The following is a 16,869-nucleotide window of genomic DNA, read 5'->3' as shown; positions in this document are numbered from 1 at the left end:
TTTAATTTTTGGTCAGCAGGCTCTTTCCGGTCATTTCATTGGGCTGAGAGATCTGCATTATTTCCAGCACGGTGGGCGCCAGGTCCGCAAGAATGCCATCCCTGAGGCGGGCTTCTCCTTTATAGTTAATAAGAAAAACAGGCACCGGGTTTTTTGTGTGGGCGGTGTTTGAAGTACCATCCTCATTTACCAGGAAATCCGCGTTTCCGTGGTCTGCAGTTACGATTACGGCATAGTCATTTTTTATGCAGGCGCTCACTACCTTTTTGAGGCAATCGTCAATCGTTTCCAGTGCTTTAACCACAGCATCAAAAACGCCCGTATGTCCCACCATATCAGGGTTCGCAAAATTGAGACACACAAAGTCAGGAGCCTTCTGCTCAATGCTTTCAATGGCCTGGCGGGTGACTTCTTCAGCATTCATTTCCGGTTGCAGATCATAGGTGGCCACTTTAGTGGAGGGGATCATTCTGCGGAATTCCCCTTCAAATTCATCCTCCCGGCCGCCCGAAAAGAAGAAGGTGACATGCGGATATTTTTCAGTTTCAGCTATCCTCATTTGGGTCTTTCCTGCTTTCTCCAGGACTTCTCCCAGGGTGTTTTCAATATTTTTGTTTTCAAAAATCACCTCCACATTTTTGAAGGTAGCGTCATATTCTGTAAAGGTGAGATAATGCAGGTTTAGCTTCTGCATATTGTGCTCAGGAAAGTCCCGCTGCGTCAGCGCCTCGCTAATTTGCCGCCCCCTGTCAGTCCTGAAGTTGAAGTTGATGACAACATCACCATCGGAAATTGTTGCAACAGGGCTTCCATCCTCTTTCACGATCACCACTGGTTTGATGAACTCATCCGTAATGCCTTGATCATAAGATTCCCTGATTGCTTCTATCGGATCAGTAAAAGATTGTCCCTTTCCATGTACCATCATATCATAGGCAAGTTTGGTCCTTTCCCAGCGTTTGTCTCTGTCCATTGCATAGTAGCGCCCGGTTACGGAGGCGATTTGCCCGGTGGTCTTCCGGCATTCCTCCTGAATTTTCTGCAGATGCTCCAGGGCTTCATGTGTGCCCGTATCGCGGCCATCGGTAAATGCATGGATAAAGACATCCCGCAGGCCTGCCCGGTGCGCTAATTCACAGAGGGCAATAAGATGGTTTATATGGCTGTGGACGCCTCCAGCGGAAACCAATCCAATTAAGTGAACTTTTTTCTTTTGTTGCAGAGCATCTTGAAAGGCTTTGGTGACCACCGGGTTATGATAAACCTCATCCTTGCGAAATGCCATATTAATGCGTACCAATTGCTGGTGAACTATGCGACCTGCACCAATATTGAGATGTCCTACCTCGGAATTACCCATTTGCCCGGCAGGAAGTCCGGCACTTTCTCCATAGGTCTTTAGCTCTGCATGGGGATAGTTGAGATACAGGCTGTCAACAAAGGGGGTATGGGCTTTGCGAATTGCATTGATTTTTGGATTGTCCGGTCCATGTCCCCAACCATCAAGAATGATGAGCGCGGTTTTCTGCGGTTTTTGCATGGGGCAAAGATAGAAAGCAGGGGAACTTAATCTTTAGGGGCTGTGACTTCACAAGTGGGGCAATATTCAAAATATACGGGACAATATCTTTATGGTCTCATGGCATAATTTTCGTTAAACTCAGAAATCAAATCCAGGACTGCATGAAGCAATTCAACATTTATCTTTTTATTCTCATCACGAGCTTCCCATTTGTGGCTACCGCCCAAGCGGATATCCTGGAAGACATAACCTCGGCTATACGAACCGGAAACTCCAGGGAGGTCTCCCGGCTTTTCAATTCCAGTGTGGAACTCACTATTCTCACAGATGAGAATGTATACAGTAAAACACAGGCTGAGATGATTCTCAAGGATTTTTTCTCCAATCATCAGCCGACTTCCTTTAAAATTATACACACCGGATCTTCTGCCAAAGGCTGTAAATATGCTATCGGAAACCTTGTAACAAACAATGGTGCTTTCCGAACTTACTTTTTCATAAAGGAGATAAACGGTTCTCTCTTCATTCAGCAACTCCGTTTCGAGAAGGAGTAATTCCAATCATTAATACATTCAAGGTTTTGGTGGGTAGCAATCCTGCACTTTTTCAGGAAATAGAGCGGCATTTTATTCTCTTTATTCAAAACGCTTTTCTGGAAGATATACAAGAAGCAGATCACACTTCCGAGGCTTGCATTCCGGCTGATAAGCATGGCCAGGCCAAACTGCTTGTAAAGGATCAGGGAATATTGGCCGGTGTGGAGATGGCGAGACGTATTTTTTATTTTGCTGATCAGTCCCTGGAGTTGGAAGCGTTCCTGAATGACGGTGCTTCCGTTAGAAATGGTGATGTAGCATTTACAGTAAAAGGCAGCCTGCGATCCATTCTGAAATCAGAGCGAATAGTGCTGAACTGCATGCAACGAATGAGCGGGATTGCTACCAAAACGCACCAGATGGTTCAGCGGCTGAAAGGAACTGGAACACGACTGCTTGATACACGCAAAACCACTCCTGGAATTCGCTTTCTCGAAAAGTGGGCGGTGGCGATTGGAGGAGGAGAAAATCACCGTTTCGGATTATATGATATGATCATGATCAAGGATAATCATATTGATGCCGCAGGAGGAATTGGAAATGCAATTGCAATGGCAAAAAGCTATCTGCAGCGTCATGGATTAAACCTGGCAATTGAAGTGGAGACACGAAGCCTTGAAGAGGTGCAGGAAGTGCTGAAACATGGACCGGTACAACGAATTATGCTGGACAACTTCTCACCTGATTTGATACAGGAGGCATTAACCCTTATTTCCGGCAAATGCGAAACCGAAGCTTCCGGTGGAATCAATGACACAAATCTGGCTCAATATGCTCAGACCGGAGTGAACTATATTTCTTCCGGTGCCATCACCCACTCAGCTATGCCGCTGGATTTAAGTCTGAAGGTTTCGTTTGTTTGAGATAAGGCCAGTCACCCTTTATAGGGAGCAGTATTCAAACGGATTCATAAAAAGTGCTTAGCTAAACCTGCCAGGATAGTAGCGCTATAAACAACCGCCCATAAAAAAAGGCAATCCCAACCGGAATTGCCTTTTAGCATTTATGAATGCAATTATTTTACTTCAGTGATGTGCGGGCACCAGTGTAAATATTTTCCTGGCCTTCAGCTACAAAAACCACAACTTCAAGATTTTCCAGTACTTGTTCACTTTGAACAGTGTAAGTATGGGTTCTCTGGATGCGTGTTCCGGCTTCGGTCTCAGAAATATCCTCACCCCATTGGCCCGTAACCAGTTCGCGTAATACATTATCTTGCTGATAATCTACGATTCCTTTACCGGCTTCAGCTTGTTTAGTCATAATTCCGCTTTCGGTGATGGCTACATTGAGCTTATTGGTAGAACCAACGGATTCGGTGTAATATAGCTCCGTGGTAATGGTGGCAGTCTTTGAAGCTTCATCGTATTCTGATTTTACAGCCACATTTACCGGAGAAGAAAGATCAAGGACATACTGGCCTGCCGGCTTCCACCCACCTCTGCTCAAGGCAAGACCATTATCGTTCTGAGCAAAATAAGGAGCAGCCCCTTTAGATGCGTTAAACTGGTAGCGGTTTACAGTGCCTGCGGGATACCCTGCTACCCTGGACTGAAGGACAAGCGCATCAGCATAGCTTGTAACTAAATTAGGATCAGAACCATAAGGGGTTCCATAAGCTTTGGCATGTACCGCCAGGAGAATGACATCATCAGGATAGCTGGCCTGAAGCTCCAGAGCTCTTCTATGCCCATCTGGACACCATTGACACTTAACGCCCGTAAAATCTTCCAACACTACTTTCCGCTTTTCACTGGTAGTAGCAGCCAGATACTCGCAATTGCCATCATCCTCGGTGGCTTCTGCATTGTAGTTCTGAGCCATCTCATCCATACAACCTGCAATGGGATCTTTTTCAGGATCCTTGTTTTTTGGATCATCATTGGAATCCTTTTTACAGGAGCCAAAAGCAACTCCGATGACCAATAAGAGAAGATAAATTTTTTTCATTTGACCTATTTTTTAAGTTTGGCGCAATTTAATAAAAAACCAGCTCAGTATTTTGAACAAAGGAACTTATTTTGTCCTTAATTATAAAAACAGAGGTAAAGGAACGATGTTAGATGTATTCTTGTTAGATTTACCGTTTGATTAAAACCTCGAAATAAGACTGTATATGAAAATAAGATTTTACACCTTGATACTATGTGCATTGTTTTTAATAGGAGGTGTTGGCCTCGTACAGGCCCAGACCTTCAAGTTCATTAAGGATTCTGTATCTGTTACGGCTTCTTCAGGAGAGGCGGAAATAGTGGGCTACAACCAGATGGTTAATACCACCTCCCAAACGCAGACTTTTCGGTGGTATAGATTCGATGAGGGCCTGGAGAACGGCTGGGAATCCCAGATTTGTGATAAGATACAGTGCTACCTGCCTCACGTCAGTTCTGCAGAATTTGTACTTGGAGCCGGAGATACTTCCATTATGGATGTGCATTTCATTCCCAATTCAGTTTCCGGAGAGTCTGAAGTAAGAGTATTTCTTTTTGCTGTTGGAGACAGTGCAAACGGGCAGTTTGCTACATACTTCGCCACCGGATGGCGGGTTGGGCTAAATGAAAATCCGCAAGCTAAATTTAACTTCTATCCTAATCCTGTGAAGGAAAAGCTGACCATTGACTTCCCCGTCAAAGGAGATCATACAGTTGAAATCTTTAATATTCTGGGAAACAATGTGGGAACTTATCAGGTCAACAATCAATCAACATTGAACATCTCATTTTTTGATCTTCCTAAAGGAATGTATATCCTTACTTACAGATCAGCAGAAGGGAAAGTAGTAACGAAAACTTTGACAAAGGAATAACTAACTGCTGAACGGAAGTAATAACTTAAGTAGAAAAGGCGCCTTATTTTTATGGCGCTTTTTTTATGGCACCCACCTTATTGGAAGGGAAGGAGCGTTGCCACAGCACCTGGGCTATTGTGCTTCTCTTAATGTGCGAGCAGCCAATTTTCCCCGGCACCGATTTCTACAACAATCGGTACTTCAAGCTTCAATGCATTCCGCATTTTATCCTCCACAATTCTCTTCACCTGCTCCACTTCAGTTTTGAGCGCATCGAAGATCAGTTCGTCATGCACCTGAAGGATCATGTGGCTGCGGATATTTTCGCGCAGGAAAGCTTCGTGAATATTCACCATCGCAACTTTGATCATATCCGCAGCCGTTCCCTGTATGGGCGCATTGATGGCGTTTCGTTCAGCATATCCGCGTACGGTGTGGTTGCTGCTGTTTATGTCGCGCAGATAGCGTCTTCGACCCATGAGCGTTTCCACATAGCCATGTTTACGCGCCATAGTGATCCGGTCGTCCATGTATTTTTTTATATTGGGATACTGAGCAAAATATTGCCGGATGATCTCTGAGGCTTCACTCCGCGCTATATTTAACCGCTGAGCCAGGCCAAAAGCCGAAATTCCGTAGATGATCCCGAAATTGACCATTTTAGCCTTACGCCTCATTTCCCCAGTTACTTCGGCAAGAGAGACCCCAAAAATTTTTGCCGAGGTTGCTGTATGAATATCAATACCCTCTTTGAAGGCTTCAAGCATGCCGGTATCATTACTTATTTCTGCTACAAGCCGCAATTCTATCTGGGAGTAATCTGCCGATAGGATCGTGTGATCATCATCAGCAGGAATGAATGCTTTCCGGATCTCGCGCCCTTTCTCCGTACGGATAGGAATATTTTGCAGGTTTGGATTGGTAGAACTGAGCCTGCCGGTAGCTGCTACAGCCTGATTATAACTTGTATGCACCCGCCCGGTTTTAGGATTTATCATAAGGGGCAACGCATCTACATAAGTTGACTTCAGTTTTTGAATAGAACGGAAATCGAGGAGTTTTGCTGCCACTTCATGGTTGGCGGCAAGCCTGGCTAGCACATCCTCACTCGTGCTGTACTGCTTGGTTTTGGAAGTTCGCTTTGCTTTTGGATCAAGCTTCAGATGGTCAAACAGCACCTCACCCAATTGCTTTGGCGAACTGATATTGAACTGCATTCCTGCCAGCTCGAAAATTTCCTTCTCCAACCGGACCAGGTCAGTATTCAGTTCTTTCGAATATTCGTTTAGCGCTCCTTTATCCACCCGGACGCCTTTGTTTTCCATCTCGGCCAATACATAAATGAGCGGATTCTCTACTTCATAAAACAGCTTATCCACTTTCATTTCGCTGAGCAGCGGTTCAAAAACGCGCTGAAGCTGGAGCGTTACATCGGCATCTTCGCAGGCATAATCCACAATATCTTCGGGGATGAGATCGCGCATGCTTTTTTGTTGCTTTCCGCGTTTGCCAATCAGCGTTTCAATAGAGATGGGAGAATAACCCAGGTAGGTTTGCGAAAGCATATCCATATTGTGGCGCAGGTCGGGCTCCAGGAGGTAATGAGCCAGCACCGTATCGAAAAGCTTTCCCCTCACATGGATGCCGTATTGCTTCAGCACCAGAATATCAAACTTGATGTTCTGACCGGTTTTGCCGATTGCGCTGTCTTCAAATACATCTTTGAAAAACGAGAGGATCCTTTTCGTCTCGTCCTCGTCTGCCTGGGTGGGGATATAATACGCATGCCCTGGTTTTATGGAAAAGGAAAACCCTACGATCTCACTCTGGAGTGGATCCAAACCTGATGTTTCCGTATCAAAACAAAACGATTCAGTTTTCTTCAGCATCGCTGCCAGCGCCTGCATTTTGACGTCAGTATTCACAAGTTCATAGCTGCACTCTTTGTCCTTAAAGGTTTGCAACGGCCCGGCTTCCTTCACCGGTCCGCCCTCCTGGTTAAACAGATCAGGCTGAGCAGAAGTCTTCACGTCTTTTATGCGGAATTCCTGGCCCAGCACCCTCTTGCTGATCGTTCGGAATTCAAGCTCGGCAAACAATACCGCGAGCGCCTCCTCATCCGGTTTTTCCAGTTCCAGATCTTTTTCATCAAATTCCACCGGCACATTGGTGATAATAGTTGCAAGGCGCTTGGAGAGCAGCGCTTGTTCCTTGTTCATTTCAATCTGCTCCTTCACCTTGCCTTTCAGCTTATCTGTGTTATCCAGCAGATTTTCGATAGTCTCGAACTCCGCAATCAGTTTGGCGGCAGTTTTGGGCCCTATGCCCGGCACACCCGGTATGTTGTCGCTGCTATCTCCCATAAGGCCGAGGATGTCCACTACCTGATCTACCCTGGCAATACCCCATTTTTTGAGAATCGCTTTTTCGTCAAGGATCTCTCTGGGATTCTGCATATAGCTGGGCTTGTACATATATATATGCTCCTCCACAAGTTGCCCGTAATCTTTATCAGGAGTCATCATAAATACTTCAAAGCCGTGGGCCGGAGCCTGCTTGGCGAGTGTGCCAATCACGTCATCTGCCTCAAAACCATTCTTCTCCATGCAGGGAATACGAAATGCCTTTAACAGCTTTTTCACGATTGGGATGGCTGCACCAATATCTTCTGGCATCTCCTGCCTTTGCGATTTATATGCTTCAAATTCTTCGTGGCGAAATGTGGGCACAGGTGGATCGAAGACCACGGCAATATGGCTTGGACGTTCTTTTTCCAGCACTTCGAGAAGGGTATTGGTAAAGCCATACACTGCTGAAGTATTTACACCTTTGGAGTTGCGGATGGGATTACGGATGAGTGCGAAGTGGGCACGGTAAATCAGCGCCATCGCATCCAACAGGAATAGTTTCTTATCTCTTGCCATTACGAAAATAGGTTCATTTTTGAGCTTAATTTGAGCCGGAAAAGGTACGGAAAGAACTATTCCTTCTCATCCTCCGGAATTTTCAGGTTGTCCCAAAATTCAGTGGCACGCCTTAGGTGTGGAATGGTAATGGAGCCACCCACCATGAGCGCTATTGAAAAGGACTCGAAGAGCTGATCGTCTGAAATTTCCAGATCATGGCACTGCAATAAATGATAGTTCACACAATCATCGCAACGAAGAACAAGCGAAGCGACCAGCCCCATTAGCTCTTTTGTGGATTTATTCAGGGCGCCATCTTCATACACGCGGCTATCAAGGTTGAACAGTCTGTTTATCACCAGGTTGTTTTGCCCCAGCAGCCGCTCATTCTGGCGATCCCGGTAAGCCTGAAATTCTTTTACTTTTTCTCCTGACATTTTTCTGGTATTTTGGTAAAATTTTAATACTTAATTTGATAAAAATGAAAAAGTTTCTTTTGATTTTCGTTTTGATGCTAATTCAAAAAGAAGGGGCCGCACCTCAGGAGCGTTCGGCTGAAACAAAACGTCAGCCTATTGCCATTGTGATCCACGGGGGTGCAGGCAATATGAATCCGGATAACATATCGCCTGAAAAGAGAAAACAATACGAGGCTGTACTGAGAGAAGCGCTAATAGTAGGTTATGAAACACTTGAAAAAAGAGGGAGCCTGGATGCGGTGGAAGCAGTCATCACGATGCTGGAAAATTCTCCTCTTTTTAATGCAGGCAAAGGTGCTGTTATGACTAACGAGGGCAAGAATGAGTTGGACGCTTCCATAATGTACGGAAAGGATCTGATGGCGGGTGCGGTGGCAGGCGTTACCACCGTTAAGAATCCAATAAAGGCTGCAAGAGCGGTCATGGAAAAAAGCCCACATGTAATGATGGCTGGAGAAGGAGCCGAAAAATTCGCAGATCAACATGGGCTTGAATTGGTGGATCCGGAGTATTTCTATAATGAAGAACGCTACGAGGAACTGGAAAGAATAAAGGACAGAGAGGGTCAGCAGCAATTGGATGAAGGATCACTCATCCCGATGGAATTTGAGAAGATGGGAACTGTAGGATGTGTGGCTTTGGATAGAGATGGAAATATTGCGGCAGGTACTTCTACAGGTGGTATGACGAATAAGCGCTTTGGCCGGATTGGCGATTCGCCCGTAATCGGGGCCGGTACTTATGCTGATAACAGCACAGCCGGGATTTCATGCACAGGCCATGGCGAATATTTCATACGCCTGGCAGTGGCATACGACATTACAGCAATAATGAAATACCGTCAGGAAAGCCTGGAATCTGCGGCTAAGCAGGTTGTGAAGAAGCTCTCTGAAATGGGAGGCAAGGGTGGCGTCATCGGCCTGGACAGACGCGGAAACGTAGCTATGGTTTTCAATACCTCCGGCATGTTCAGAGGTTATCTAAAAGAAGGAGAAAAACCTGTCGTTAGAATTTTTGAGGATTAAAATATCGTTCAAAGATCTCGTATAGAACTTTCTTTTTCGCTCGCTTTCCGGCTCAAATCAATTACCTCTTCATCTGCGATCGCAAAAATGGCCTGAGCTTCAATTGGCTTTACCAGCGCGAGTCCTGTAAAATGTCCGAAGGCGGGAAGGATGGCGTAGTGCCGGTGAAAGTAAAAGCAGGGCAACCGTAGCGACTGACGACCTGCACCCCACAGCTTCACGCCAGGATGGATGTGCCCTGATAGGGCATATCGTCCGGCCTCATCAGCTTCCGGTGGCGGTTGGTGCACAAATAAAAACGGCTGCATTTCGAGTTGAGAAACGATCTGGAGATGGGCAGCAGAGTAATCAGCATCCGGTAGGAATTCATGGTTGCCCTTCACCAATATGAATTCTGTTTGTGGCCATTCAAGTAACCATTCACGAAAAATTTCCCACTCCTGGTTCTTATCACTATGGAAAAGATCGCCAAGGAAAATAACCCGCTCAGGTTTCCATCGTTTCATCAGCAAGGTCAACCGATAGAGGTCGGCCCAGTGTATATCACTCGAAACAGGAATGCCGGCTTTGCGAAAGTGGCCAGCTTTGCCCAGATGTACATCAGCCAGCAACAGCAACTTCTGCTCCTGCCAATAGAGTGCTTTTTCCGGCAGTAAGCGAAGTGTTTGGTTTTTTAACTTAAATATTTTGGAATGCAAAAAAGGGCTGTTTATAGGATGCAAAGGTAAATTAAGGCGAGCCCTGTTCAGGCTTCATCGTACAGGATCTGCATGCGCTTAATGCGATCCTCAAGCTTCTCCGAGGAAATTTTCTCACGGAGACGATCCACCAAAATGGGGAAGGCGAAAGGTGTGGGCCGTGAGGGGTGGGTGATGAGGAGCTTTTGCTGCCGGATGCGTTCCAGCGCTTTTCGCATACGTCCTTCTTCCAGTTGAAAAGTAAGCACCTCTTCATAAGCCTGAAGAATGAGGAGGTTGTTACGATCATATTCGCTAAATACATCGAAGAGCAATCCCGAAGAGGCCTGGAGATGCTTGTTGCTTTTATTCCTGCCCGGATATCCTGAGAATACCAGACCGGCAATGGCGGCAATTTCACGAAATTTACGCCTCGCCATTTCAGTTGAGTTCACGCTTTGCTGGATATCATCCACCAACCGATGGGTATCAAACAACCCCTGCTTAATGGCTTCTTCCAGCGGAATGGGTTTATCTGCCAATAGCTCAAAACCGTAATCATTCATCGCTATGCTGAAGCTGATGGGCATGATCTGACTGATTCGAAAAGCGAAAAGTGCGGCCAGCCCCTCGTGTACAAGGCGTCCTTCAAAAGGATAAAAAAAGGCGTGGTATCCTTCCGTTGTTTCCAACACTTCGATCATGAACTCATCCTTGTGGGGAATTCCCGAACGCTTGAATTGCAAATCCAGCAACGGGACCATTTTTTCAACTTCAACGGCATTGATCTTTTTTTCAAGATATTCATCCAGTTTATCACGGTACATTTCTGAAAGCTGGGATGAAAGCGGCATTCGACCACCATCCCAGCGCGGAATAATACCTGTTTTTTTCTTGCTTCTTTTTACGTACGCGATCATTCCCTTGATATGGATCAGTTCCAGCACCCGGCCTGCAAACACGAATACATCTCCCGGTTTCATTCGTGCAATAAATGATTCTTCTATACTACCGATGCTGCTGCCCCTGAGGAATTTTATTCTCATACTGGCTTCGCTCACGATGGTGCCGATGGAGAGGCGGTGCCGCAAGGCAGTCTTCCGGCTGTTTACCAGATAGCGTCCATTTTCCACTTCTACTTTAGAATACTCCTCGTATTGCTGCAAGGTGGCGCCTCCGGAAGTGATGAACTGTAGCGCCCATTGCCATTCATCTTCGCGCAGCATCCCGTAGGAAAAAGTTTTTCTGATCTCACTTAAAATTTTTGCCGGTTCAAAACCTTCAGAAACAGCGAGGGTAACCAGATATTGGCAAAGCACATCCATGGGTTTAAGCACCGGTATGCGGTCTTCCACATGCCGCGTATCGGCAGCCGTGCGGAGGGCTGCGCCTTCTATTAATTCGAGTGAACTGGTAGGGGCAAAATAAATCACACTTACTGCGCCCGGCTGGTGGCCGCTTCGCCCTGCACGCTGCAAAAAGCGCCCTACACTCTTCGGGCTTCCCACCTGCACCACTGTGTCAACCGGGTGGAAATCTACACCCAGATCGAGGCTGGAGGTGCAGACCACCGCCTTTAAAATACCTTGGTGAAGCGCCTCTTCCACCCAGGTGCGCGTTTCGCTACTAATGGAGCCGTGGTGAATGGCCAGCACTCCGGCCAGTTCGGGGTAAGCCTCCAGTAGCCGCTGGTACCATATTTCGCATTGCGATCTTGTATTGGTAAAAATCAGGGTGGTTTTGCTGTCGCGAATGATAGGGATCACCTTGTCCAGCATTTTAATTCCGAGGTGGCCGGCCCAGGGAAACCGCTCCACTTCGTCAGGCAGCAACGTTTCAATCTTCACCCTCTTCTCAATGTTGGCCCGCACAATACGAAAAGGTTTAGCATGCATGTCCTCGCCTAGCAGCACTTCGGTTGCTTCCTGCAGGTTTCCGATGGTTGCCGATATGCCCCAGATGCGAAGGTTGGATGCCACAGATTTCAAACGTGAAAGGGCGAGTTCTGTGTGAACGCCACGTTTTGTTCCGAGCAATTCGTGCCATTCATCCGCCACTACTAATCTCAGGTTGCGGAACATTGCAGGGTAACCTTTTGAAGCCAGGAGCAAGTGCAGGCTTTCCGGGGTGATGATCAGGATTTCCGGCATTTGCCGCTTCTGCCGCTCCCTCTCCCCTGATGAAGTATCGCCCGTCCGCTTTCCTACCTTCCAGGATATTCCGGTTTCATTTACGAGTTCTGTGAGGGCCTTTTCGATGTCTTTTGATAGTGCCTTCAGCGGAGTAACCCAAAGGAGTTGCAGCCCATTGTTGGTTTGGCTTTGGTAATGATCAGGATAGTTTCTCATCCATTCCAGTACTGCTGCGACACCAAGTGCGTAAGTTTTTCCGCTGCCGGTAGGGGCATTGAGGAGGCCGTTTTCACCCCGCAGATATGCCTGCCAAACTTCTTCCTGGAATGGAAAAGATTTCCAGCCTTTGCTGCTAAACCAGCTTTTGATTATTTGATAAGCATTCAAGAAATTGCAGGAGTTATTTCTGAAAAGGCATAAAAAAAGCGGAGATTCCTGCTCCGCTTCTGTTGTCTGTTTTTCTGGTTGGTAATACTTCTCAGACTTTCATTTCCTCCATATACTCAAGACAAAACATTTTCATATCCTCGTATTCACCCTCTTCTATTGACTCCCAATGGCTTTGCATGTCATAGATGAGATCGTGAAGAAAAACCCGCACTGAAAATATCCGGGCCTTGAAGTTCTGCAGGGTAAAGGTTCCGCCAACGATACTCAGCTCCTCAAATTCAGCCTCAGAAAGAACCTTAAAGAAGGTGCGATTGTGAGGATACTTTCTGTAAACGGGGAAAACAACATCGTCTTCAGCGCTATGGGTGCTCATTTTTTATAACATGTTATTGTTCAAAACAGTGGGCTAAATTAAAACGAATTAGCCATATTGACACGAAAAAAACCCGGTTTTAGTCCGTAGTGTTCTAATGAGCTATGAAAAAATGAGGGTAGCGTTTAGCAAGAAGTCGCCAGGCCACTTGCAGACTCATGCGCCCGGTTTTGTCGACCCAAAAGAATGTCAGGCCTGAAAAGTCTTTTTTCCTGTTTCGCTCTTGCGGCTTGGGAACATTTGAACGAGCGTGCGATTGATTTCGGCCACGAGGTCAGCATACTTACGCAGATCTCCTGATTGCTGTGCCTGCCGGGCAGCCATTTTTAACTGTATGTATTGAGCCTCGAAAGGCGTTTTATCAGCGGGTTTAAACATTGAGAACATTAGAAATGGCTTTTTTTAGTTACATTTAATTAAACAGAAGCCGGAAAAATTGGTTCGGCAAAATAGGTAAAAAGTGTTAGGTAATTATAACGGATTTACTAAGTGTTTTAGTTTGGTATTCCCTGGTCTGCATTAATTTTCTTAAACAACGAAACAGTAATGACATCAGGTATTTAATTACGGGGTTGCAAAGCGCTTGAATTTGGAAGGAGTACGCTCGTGGCTTCACTGGGTGTTAAAATAATGAGCCGCCCCTTTAAATCGGGAAATTTGAGGCGCAAAGGTAAAAACGGAGCGCCAATAATAGGTTACAGGCCGTATAATTAGAAAGGCCGTTCAGTCAATGCCTGAACGGCCTTTCCTGTATAGATAACCTGTTCAGGCGATTAGAACTTGATCAGGCGTTTGGTCTGCAATCCTTCAGCATTCTCAATACTCAGAATGTAAAGTCCCGCTTTTCCATTGATCTCAACTGTCCGTTGTATCCAGGCATTGTTGCTGCCGGAGACGACTTCCCGGAGGATCACCTTTCCGAGTGCGTCTGTTACTTTCAGCACCGTGTTCCCTTCATTGCTCTTATTATAAAATGAGATCTGAACCTGATTGTTAAAAGGATTAGGATATACTTCCAGACCGCTGGCGGTATGAGTTGTTTTTCCATCTGCCTTTTCAGCCTGTGTTTCCAGGTCTTTCGTCATCTCTCCAAATGCCGGTTGATGTCCGCCATCGGTCTCATTGGCCAGGCCGGTTTCTATCTGATCCTGCTCATCCTGTACCATCATTGGATTCAAGGTCGCATTGCAATGGTTGTTCTGATAGTCAGTATGCGCGTGGACGTAAAATGCTCCGTAAGTATTGCCAAGAATATCCTGAGAGCAGGATGTATGAATTCGCTGATCCAAATTAGAATTTCCAGACACAAAGAAGTCGAGGAAAGGGCCGAACCTGTCCAGGCTTGCATCACTGCTTTTAGCGACTAAGGTGTCTCCATCCTGCACATTATTGAATACGGTGGCATTTGTGCCGTTACGGTTGCCCTGCATGCTCTTCGTAGAAATGGTCACGTTACTGGGGCCGGAGTAAACTACCTGCACTTCTTTCATCCTGCCTTCACAGTCGCAAGGGCCTGCTGGCGGGGCAGGTGGGGCAGGAGGGATCGGCTCACCCACACAAATAGTGTCCAGCTCTGTAGAATAATCTCCAACGCCTGTCCGGCTACCATTAACGTATGTAAACCACCAGGCCATGCCATAGCTAAGATTTTTACCATTGGCATTTTCTCCTATCTGCATACCAAACTTTTGGACACTTGGATTTACCCCGAAAAAGTGAGGCATATAAATAGTGTCGGTTCCTTTATATAAATAGGATGCGCTATTATCAGCGACCAAAAATATCCAGTCATTAATAACAGATGTATCCGGCATACCACCGGGATAATTATCCTTACCTGAAATGGTAAGCCCGGAATCGGCCGGATCATAGAATTCTGCATGGAATTGCCACACTGCGTCCTGCTCAGCCACTGGCAGGCAGTTATCTCCAGCGATTACGCGTGCGGATCCGTACATTACTGCTCCGGAGCCATCCTGGTTCAGGTCAAGGTAAGATTCCGGCAATACGTAGAAATAAGTAACATTCGTATTATCACAGAACAGGTCTGCAGCCCAAATGCCGTGAGCAGTAAGGCCAATATTCGCACCCTGCGAGGGATTGATTAATTCCAAACGTGTAACGCCTTGCGGACAGCTTGCCGTATCCGGGTCTGGATCAGGGCCGGGAACTCCGCATTGATTATCGTTGTAGTCAGTATGAGCCGCTACATAGAAGGATCCGAAGGTGAATCCTAAAATTTCCTGTGAGCAGGAAGTATGAATGGTTTGATTCAATGAAGAATTTCCTGCCACTTCAAATCGCGTATTGGGTCCGAATCTGCCCAGATTCGCATCACTGCTTTTCGCTACCAGAGTATCACCCGTCTGTACGTTGGTAAAAGAAGTAGCAGCAGTAGGGGTTTGTCCCTGTAGGCTGAAAACATTGATGTCTACATTGCCCGGACCTGAATAAACTACCGTCAGTTCTTTTATTCTTCCTTCGCAATCGCATGAGGAAGGTGGATCGGTTGGAGGTGAAGATGGCGGAGGCGTAAAGGTTGTCCCGCATTTATTATTATTAAAATCTACATGTCCGAGTACATAGAATACTCCGAAATGCTTGCCTAATATTTCCTGAGAGCAGGAAGTATGGATTTCTTGATTAAGGCTGGAGTAGCCTTCGATCTCAAAACGTGTATTGGGTCCAAACCGGGATAATCCGGCATCTGATGATTTGGTGATAATAGTATCTCCATTCATCACACCCGTAAATACTGACCCTGATGTGGGAGTTTGCCCCTGGAGGCTGTAAACGTTAATAGTTACATTATCAGGTCCGCTGTATACAAGCGTCAGTTCCTTTATGCGGCCATCGCAATCACATGGGCCATAGTCTGTAGGAGGGACGATTTCCCCGCAGGATCCTGCGTCCAGGTCAATTGAAGTTCCGCAACTGCCCAGTGTATATCCCTGTCCTAGCTTGGTCGAAACGGAGCTGAGGTTTACTTTTTTGGTTTTTGGCTTTTTCTTGTTGTTACACATATACACCTTTCCATTGCTTGCGCTAATATCATGTACAGTTACAGTATGAGCAGCTACATCAGTGCGATTGAGGGCATCGGTTACAGTCAGGGTATAAACTGTAGTTGAATTTGGAGACACTACAATATCCGGGGTTGTGTCTGGGGCATTGGTCCATGAATATTGGTACGGAGGCACTCCGCCAGAAACAGTGGAGGTGATCTGTGCCACATCCTGTGTAGCCAGCCCCTTCACGATTTCCTGATCAGGACAAAGTGCAAGACTAGGTGCAGGAGGAACGCAAACGGTATCCAGTTCGGTAGCGTAATCTGCCATGCCGGTGCGTGTGCCGTTGTGATAGGTTAACCACCAGGCCATTCCAAAAGCCAGGTTTTTGCCATTGGCACCATACCCGATTTGCAATCCAAATTTATTCACACTGGGATTCGCACCAAAAAAGTGGGGTGCCCAGATGGTATCAGTGCCATTATGCAAATAGGAGTCATCATCATTGGCCACAAAAAACAACCAGTCATTGATCCAGTCCGGATTAAGTGTATTTGGCGGAAGATTATCCTTTCCGGAGATGTTTAATCCCAATTGATCAGCGCTCATAAAGGAGGAATGAAAATAAAAGGTGTCATTGGGATTGCTCAGGCAATTTCCGCCTCTGATAATTTTGGCTGAGCCGTGAAGTACAGCGCCTGTGCCATCTGCATAAACATCCAGATAGCTATTTGGCAGAATATAGAAGTAGGAAAAGTTCGTTCCGCAAAACATTGATTCGGCCCATATACCGTGCGGCTCCAAGCCAATATTAGGACCGGAGGAGGGATTGATCAGGGCCATCCTGATCACATCATTGGGACATTGCCCAAACGCCTGAAGAGGGAAATAGCTTAAGGCTAACACCAAAGCTATTCGCATTGTAAGAAATTTCGACATGATGATTGATTTTTAATGATTTTTTTAAAAAGTA

General features: G+C 46.2%; 13 protein-coding genes. 4 read left to right on the top strand and 9 right to left on the bottom strand.

The genetic code is table 11. The features are described 5' to 3' along the window. Nucleotide 1: 1 nt before the first annotated feature. A complete protein-coding gene (gene gpmI, locus WD077_06180) occupies nucleotides 2–1,540 on the bottom strand; it encodes a 2,3-bisphosphoglycerate-independent phosphoglycerate mutase (protein ID MEX0966806.1) in 1,539 nt (512 codons plus the stop codon). 143 nt (nucleotides 1,541–1,683) lie between these two features. Between gpmI and WD077_06175 the strand changes: the two genes are divergently transcribed. Continuing rightward, on the top strand, nucleotides 1,684–2,076 hold the full coding sequence (locus WD077_06175) for a DUF4783 domain-containing protein (protein ID MEX0966805.1): 393 nt from the start codon (nucleotides 1,684–1,686) through the stop codon (nucleotides 2,074–2,076). A 29-nt stretch (nucleotides 2,077–2,105) separates the two neighbouring features. Next, nucleotides 2,106–2,981 (top strand): carboxylating nicotinate-nucleotide diphosphorylase, encoded by an 876-nt coding sequence (gene nadC, locus WD077_06170; GenBank protein ID MEX0966804.1) that lies wholly within the window; start codon nucleotides 2,106–2,108, stop codon nucleotides 2,979–2,981. A 157-nt stretch (nucleotides 2,982–3,138) separates the two neighbouring features. Here nadC and WD077_06165 read toward each other — a convergent pair whose 3' ends face one another. Beyond that, on the bottom strand, nucleotides 3,139–4,068 hold the full coding sequence (locus WD077_06165; protein ID MEX0966803.1) for an Omp28-related outer membrane protein: 930 nt from the start codon (nucleotides 4,066–4,068) through the stop codon (nucleotides 3,139–3,141). Nucleotides 4,069–4,234: 166 nt separating this feature from the next. Here WD077_06165 and WD077_06160 point away from each other — a divergent pair, with 166 nt between their 5' ends. Then, a complete protein-coding gene (locus tag WD077_06160) occupies nucleotides 4,235–4,924 on the top strand; it encodes a T9SS type A sorting domain-containing protein (protein ID MEX0966802.1) in 690 nt (229 codons plus the stop codon). A 128-nt stretch (nucleotides 4,925–5,052) separates the two neighbouring features. Here the strand turns inward: WD077_06160 and polA are convergent, their stop codons facing one another. Both polA and WD077_06150 read right to left on the bottom strand, forming a co-directional pair. Further along, entirely contained in the window at nucleotides 5,053–7,830 is a 2,778-nt protein-coding gene (gene polA, locus WD077_06155; GenBank protein MEX0966801.1) for a DNA polymerase I, read from the bottom strand. A gap of 56 nt (nucleotides 7,831–7,886) precedes the next feature. Continuing rightward, nucleotides 7,887–8,249: a carboxymuconolactone decarboxylase family protein gene (locus WD077_06150; GenBank protein ID MEX0966800.1), complete on the bottom strand. Its 363-nt coding sequence runs from the start codon at nucleotides 8,247–8,249 to the stop codon at nucleotides 7,887–7,889. Nucleotides 8,250–8,293: 44 nt separating this feature from the next. Here WD077_06150 and WD077_06145 point away from each other — a divergent pair, with 44 nt between their 5' ends. Then, complete coding sequence (locus WD077_06145; GenBank protein ID MEX0966799.1) at nucleotides 8,294–9,316, top strand: isoaspartyl peptidase/L-asparaginase; 1,023 nt, start codon at nucleotides 8,294–8,296, stop codon at nucleotides 9,314–9,316. 8 nt (nucleotides 9,317–9,324) lie between these two features. Here the strand turns inward: WD077_06145 and pdeM are convergent, their stop codons facing one another. From pdeM to WD077_06120, 5 genes are all read right to left on the bottom strand, one after another. Continuing rightward, nucleotides 9,325–10,014 carry a ligase-associated DNA damage response endonuclease PdeM gene (pdeM, locus tag WD077_06140; protein MEX0966798.1) on the bottom strand — a complete coding sequence of 230 codons (690 nt, stop codon included), beginning with the start codon at nucleotides 10,012–10,014 and terminating at the stop codon, nucleotides 9,325–9,327. A 47-nt stretch (nucleotides 10,015–10,061) separates the two neighbouring features. After that, on the bottom strand, nucleotides 10,062–12,512 hold the full coding sequence (locus WD077_06135; protein MEX0966797.1) for a ligase-associated DNA damage response DEXH box helicase: 2,451 nt from the start codon (nucleotides 12,510–12,512) through the stop codon (nucleotides 10,062–10,064). 91 nt (nucleotides 12,513–12,603) lie between these two features. Next, on the bottom strand, nucleotides 12,604–12,888 hold the full coding sequence (locus WD077_06130; GenBank protein ID MEX0966796.1) for a hypothetical protein: 285 nt from the start codon (nucleotides 12,886–12,888) through the stop codon (nucleotides 12,604–12,606). A 189-nt stretch (nucleotides 12,889–13,077) separates the two neighbouring features. After that, the gene (locus WD077_06125) at nucleotides 13,078–13,275 is read right to left on the bottom strand and encodes a DUF6435 family protein (protein MEX0966795.1); all 198 of its coding nucleotides are present in this window, start codon (nucleotides 13,273–13,275) and stop codon (nucleotides 13,078–13,080) included. A 386-nt stretch (nucleotides 13,276–13,661) separates the two neighbouring features. Next, nucleotides 13,662–16,835, bottom strand: coding sequence for a T9SS type A sorting domain-containing protein (locus WD077_06120; GenBank protein ID MEX0966794.1), 3,174 nt, complete (start codon nucleotides 16,833–16,835; stop codon nucleotides 13,662–13,664). Nucleotides 16,836–16,869: the final 34 nt, after the last annotated feature.

Source organism: Bacteroidia bacterium (assembly GCA_040880525.1).
In the GTDB taxonomy this organism is placed as follows: domain Bacteria; phylum Bacteroidota; class Bacteroidia; order CAILMK01; family JBBDIG01; genus JBBDIG01.
Note: the sequence above shows the minus strand (reverse complement) of the source record. Positions and strands in the feature narration are given on the sequence as shown.

Coding starts and splice junctions, on each gene's coding strand:
- gpmI (MEX0966806.1), bottom strand. CDS start 1,540: ATGCAAAAACCGCAGAAAACCGCGCTCATCATTCTTGATGGTTGGGGA.
- WD077_06175 (MEX0966805.1), top strand. CDS start 1,684: ATGAAGCAATTCAACATTTATCTTTTTATTCTCATCACGAGCTTCCCA.
- WD077_06165 (MEX0966803.1), bottom strand. CDS start 4,068: ATGAAAAAAATTTATCTTCTCTTATTGGTCATCGGAGTTGCTTTTGGC.
- WD077_06160 (MEX0966802.1), top strand. CDS start 4,235: ATGAAAATAAGATTTTACACCTTGATACTATGTGCATTGTTTTTAATA.
- polA (MEX0966801.1), bottom strand. CDS start 7,830: ATGGCAAGAGATAAGAAACTATTCCTGTTGGATGCGATGGCGCTGATT.
- WD077_06150 (MEX0966800.1), bottom strand. CDS start 8,249: ATGTCAGGAGAAAAAGTAAAAGAATTTCAGGCTTACCGGGATCGCCAG.
- WD077_06145 (MEX0966799.1), top strand. CDS start 8,294: ATGAAAAAGTTTCTTTTGATTTTCGTTTTGATGCTAATTCAAAAAGAA.
- WD077_06130 (MEX0966796.1), bottom strand. CDS start 12,888: ATGAGCACCCATAGCGCTGAAGACGATGTTGTTTTCCCCGTTTACAGA.
- WD077_06125 (MEX0966795.1), bottom strand. CDS start 13,275: ATGTTCTCAATGTTTAAACCCGCTGATAAAACGCCTTTCGAGGCTCAA.
- WD077_06120 (MEX0966794.1), bottom strand. CDS start 16,835: ATGTCGAAATTTCTTACAATGCGAATAGCTTTGGTGTTAGCCTTAAGC.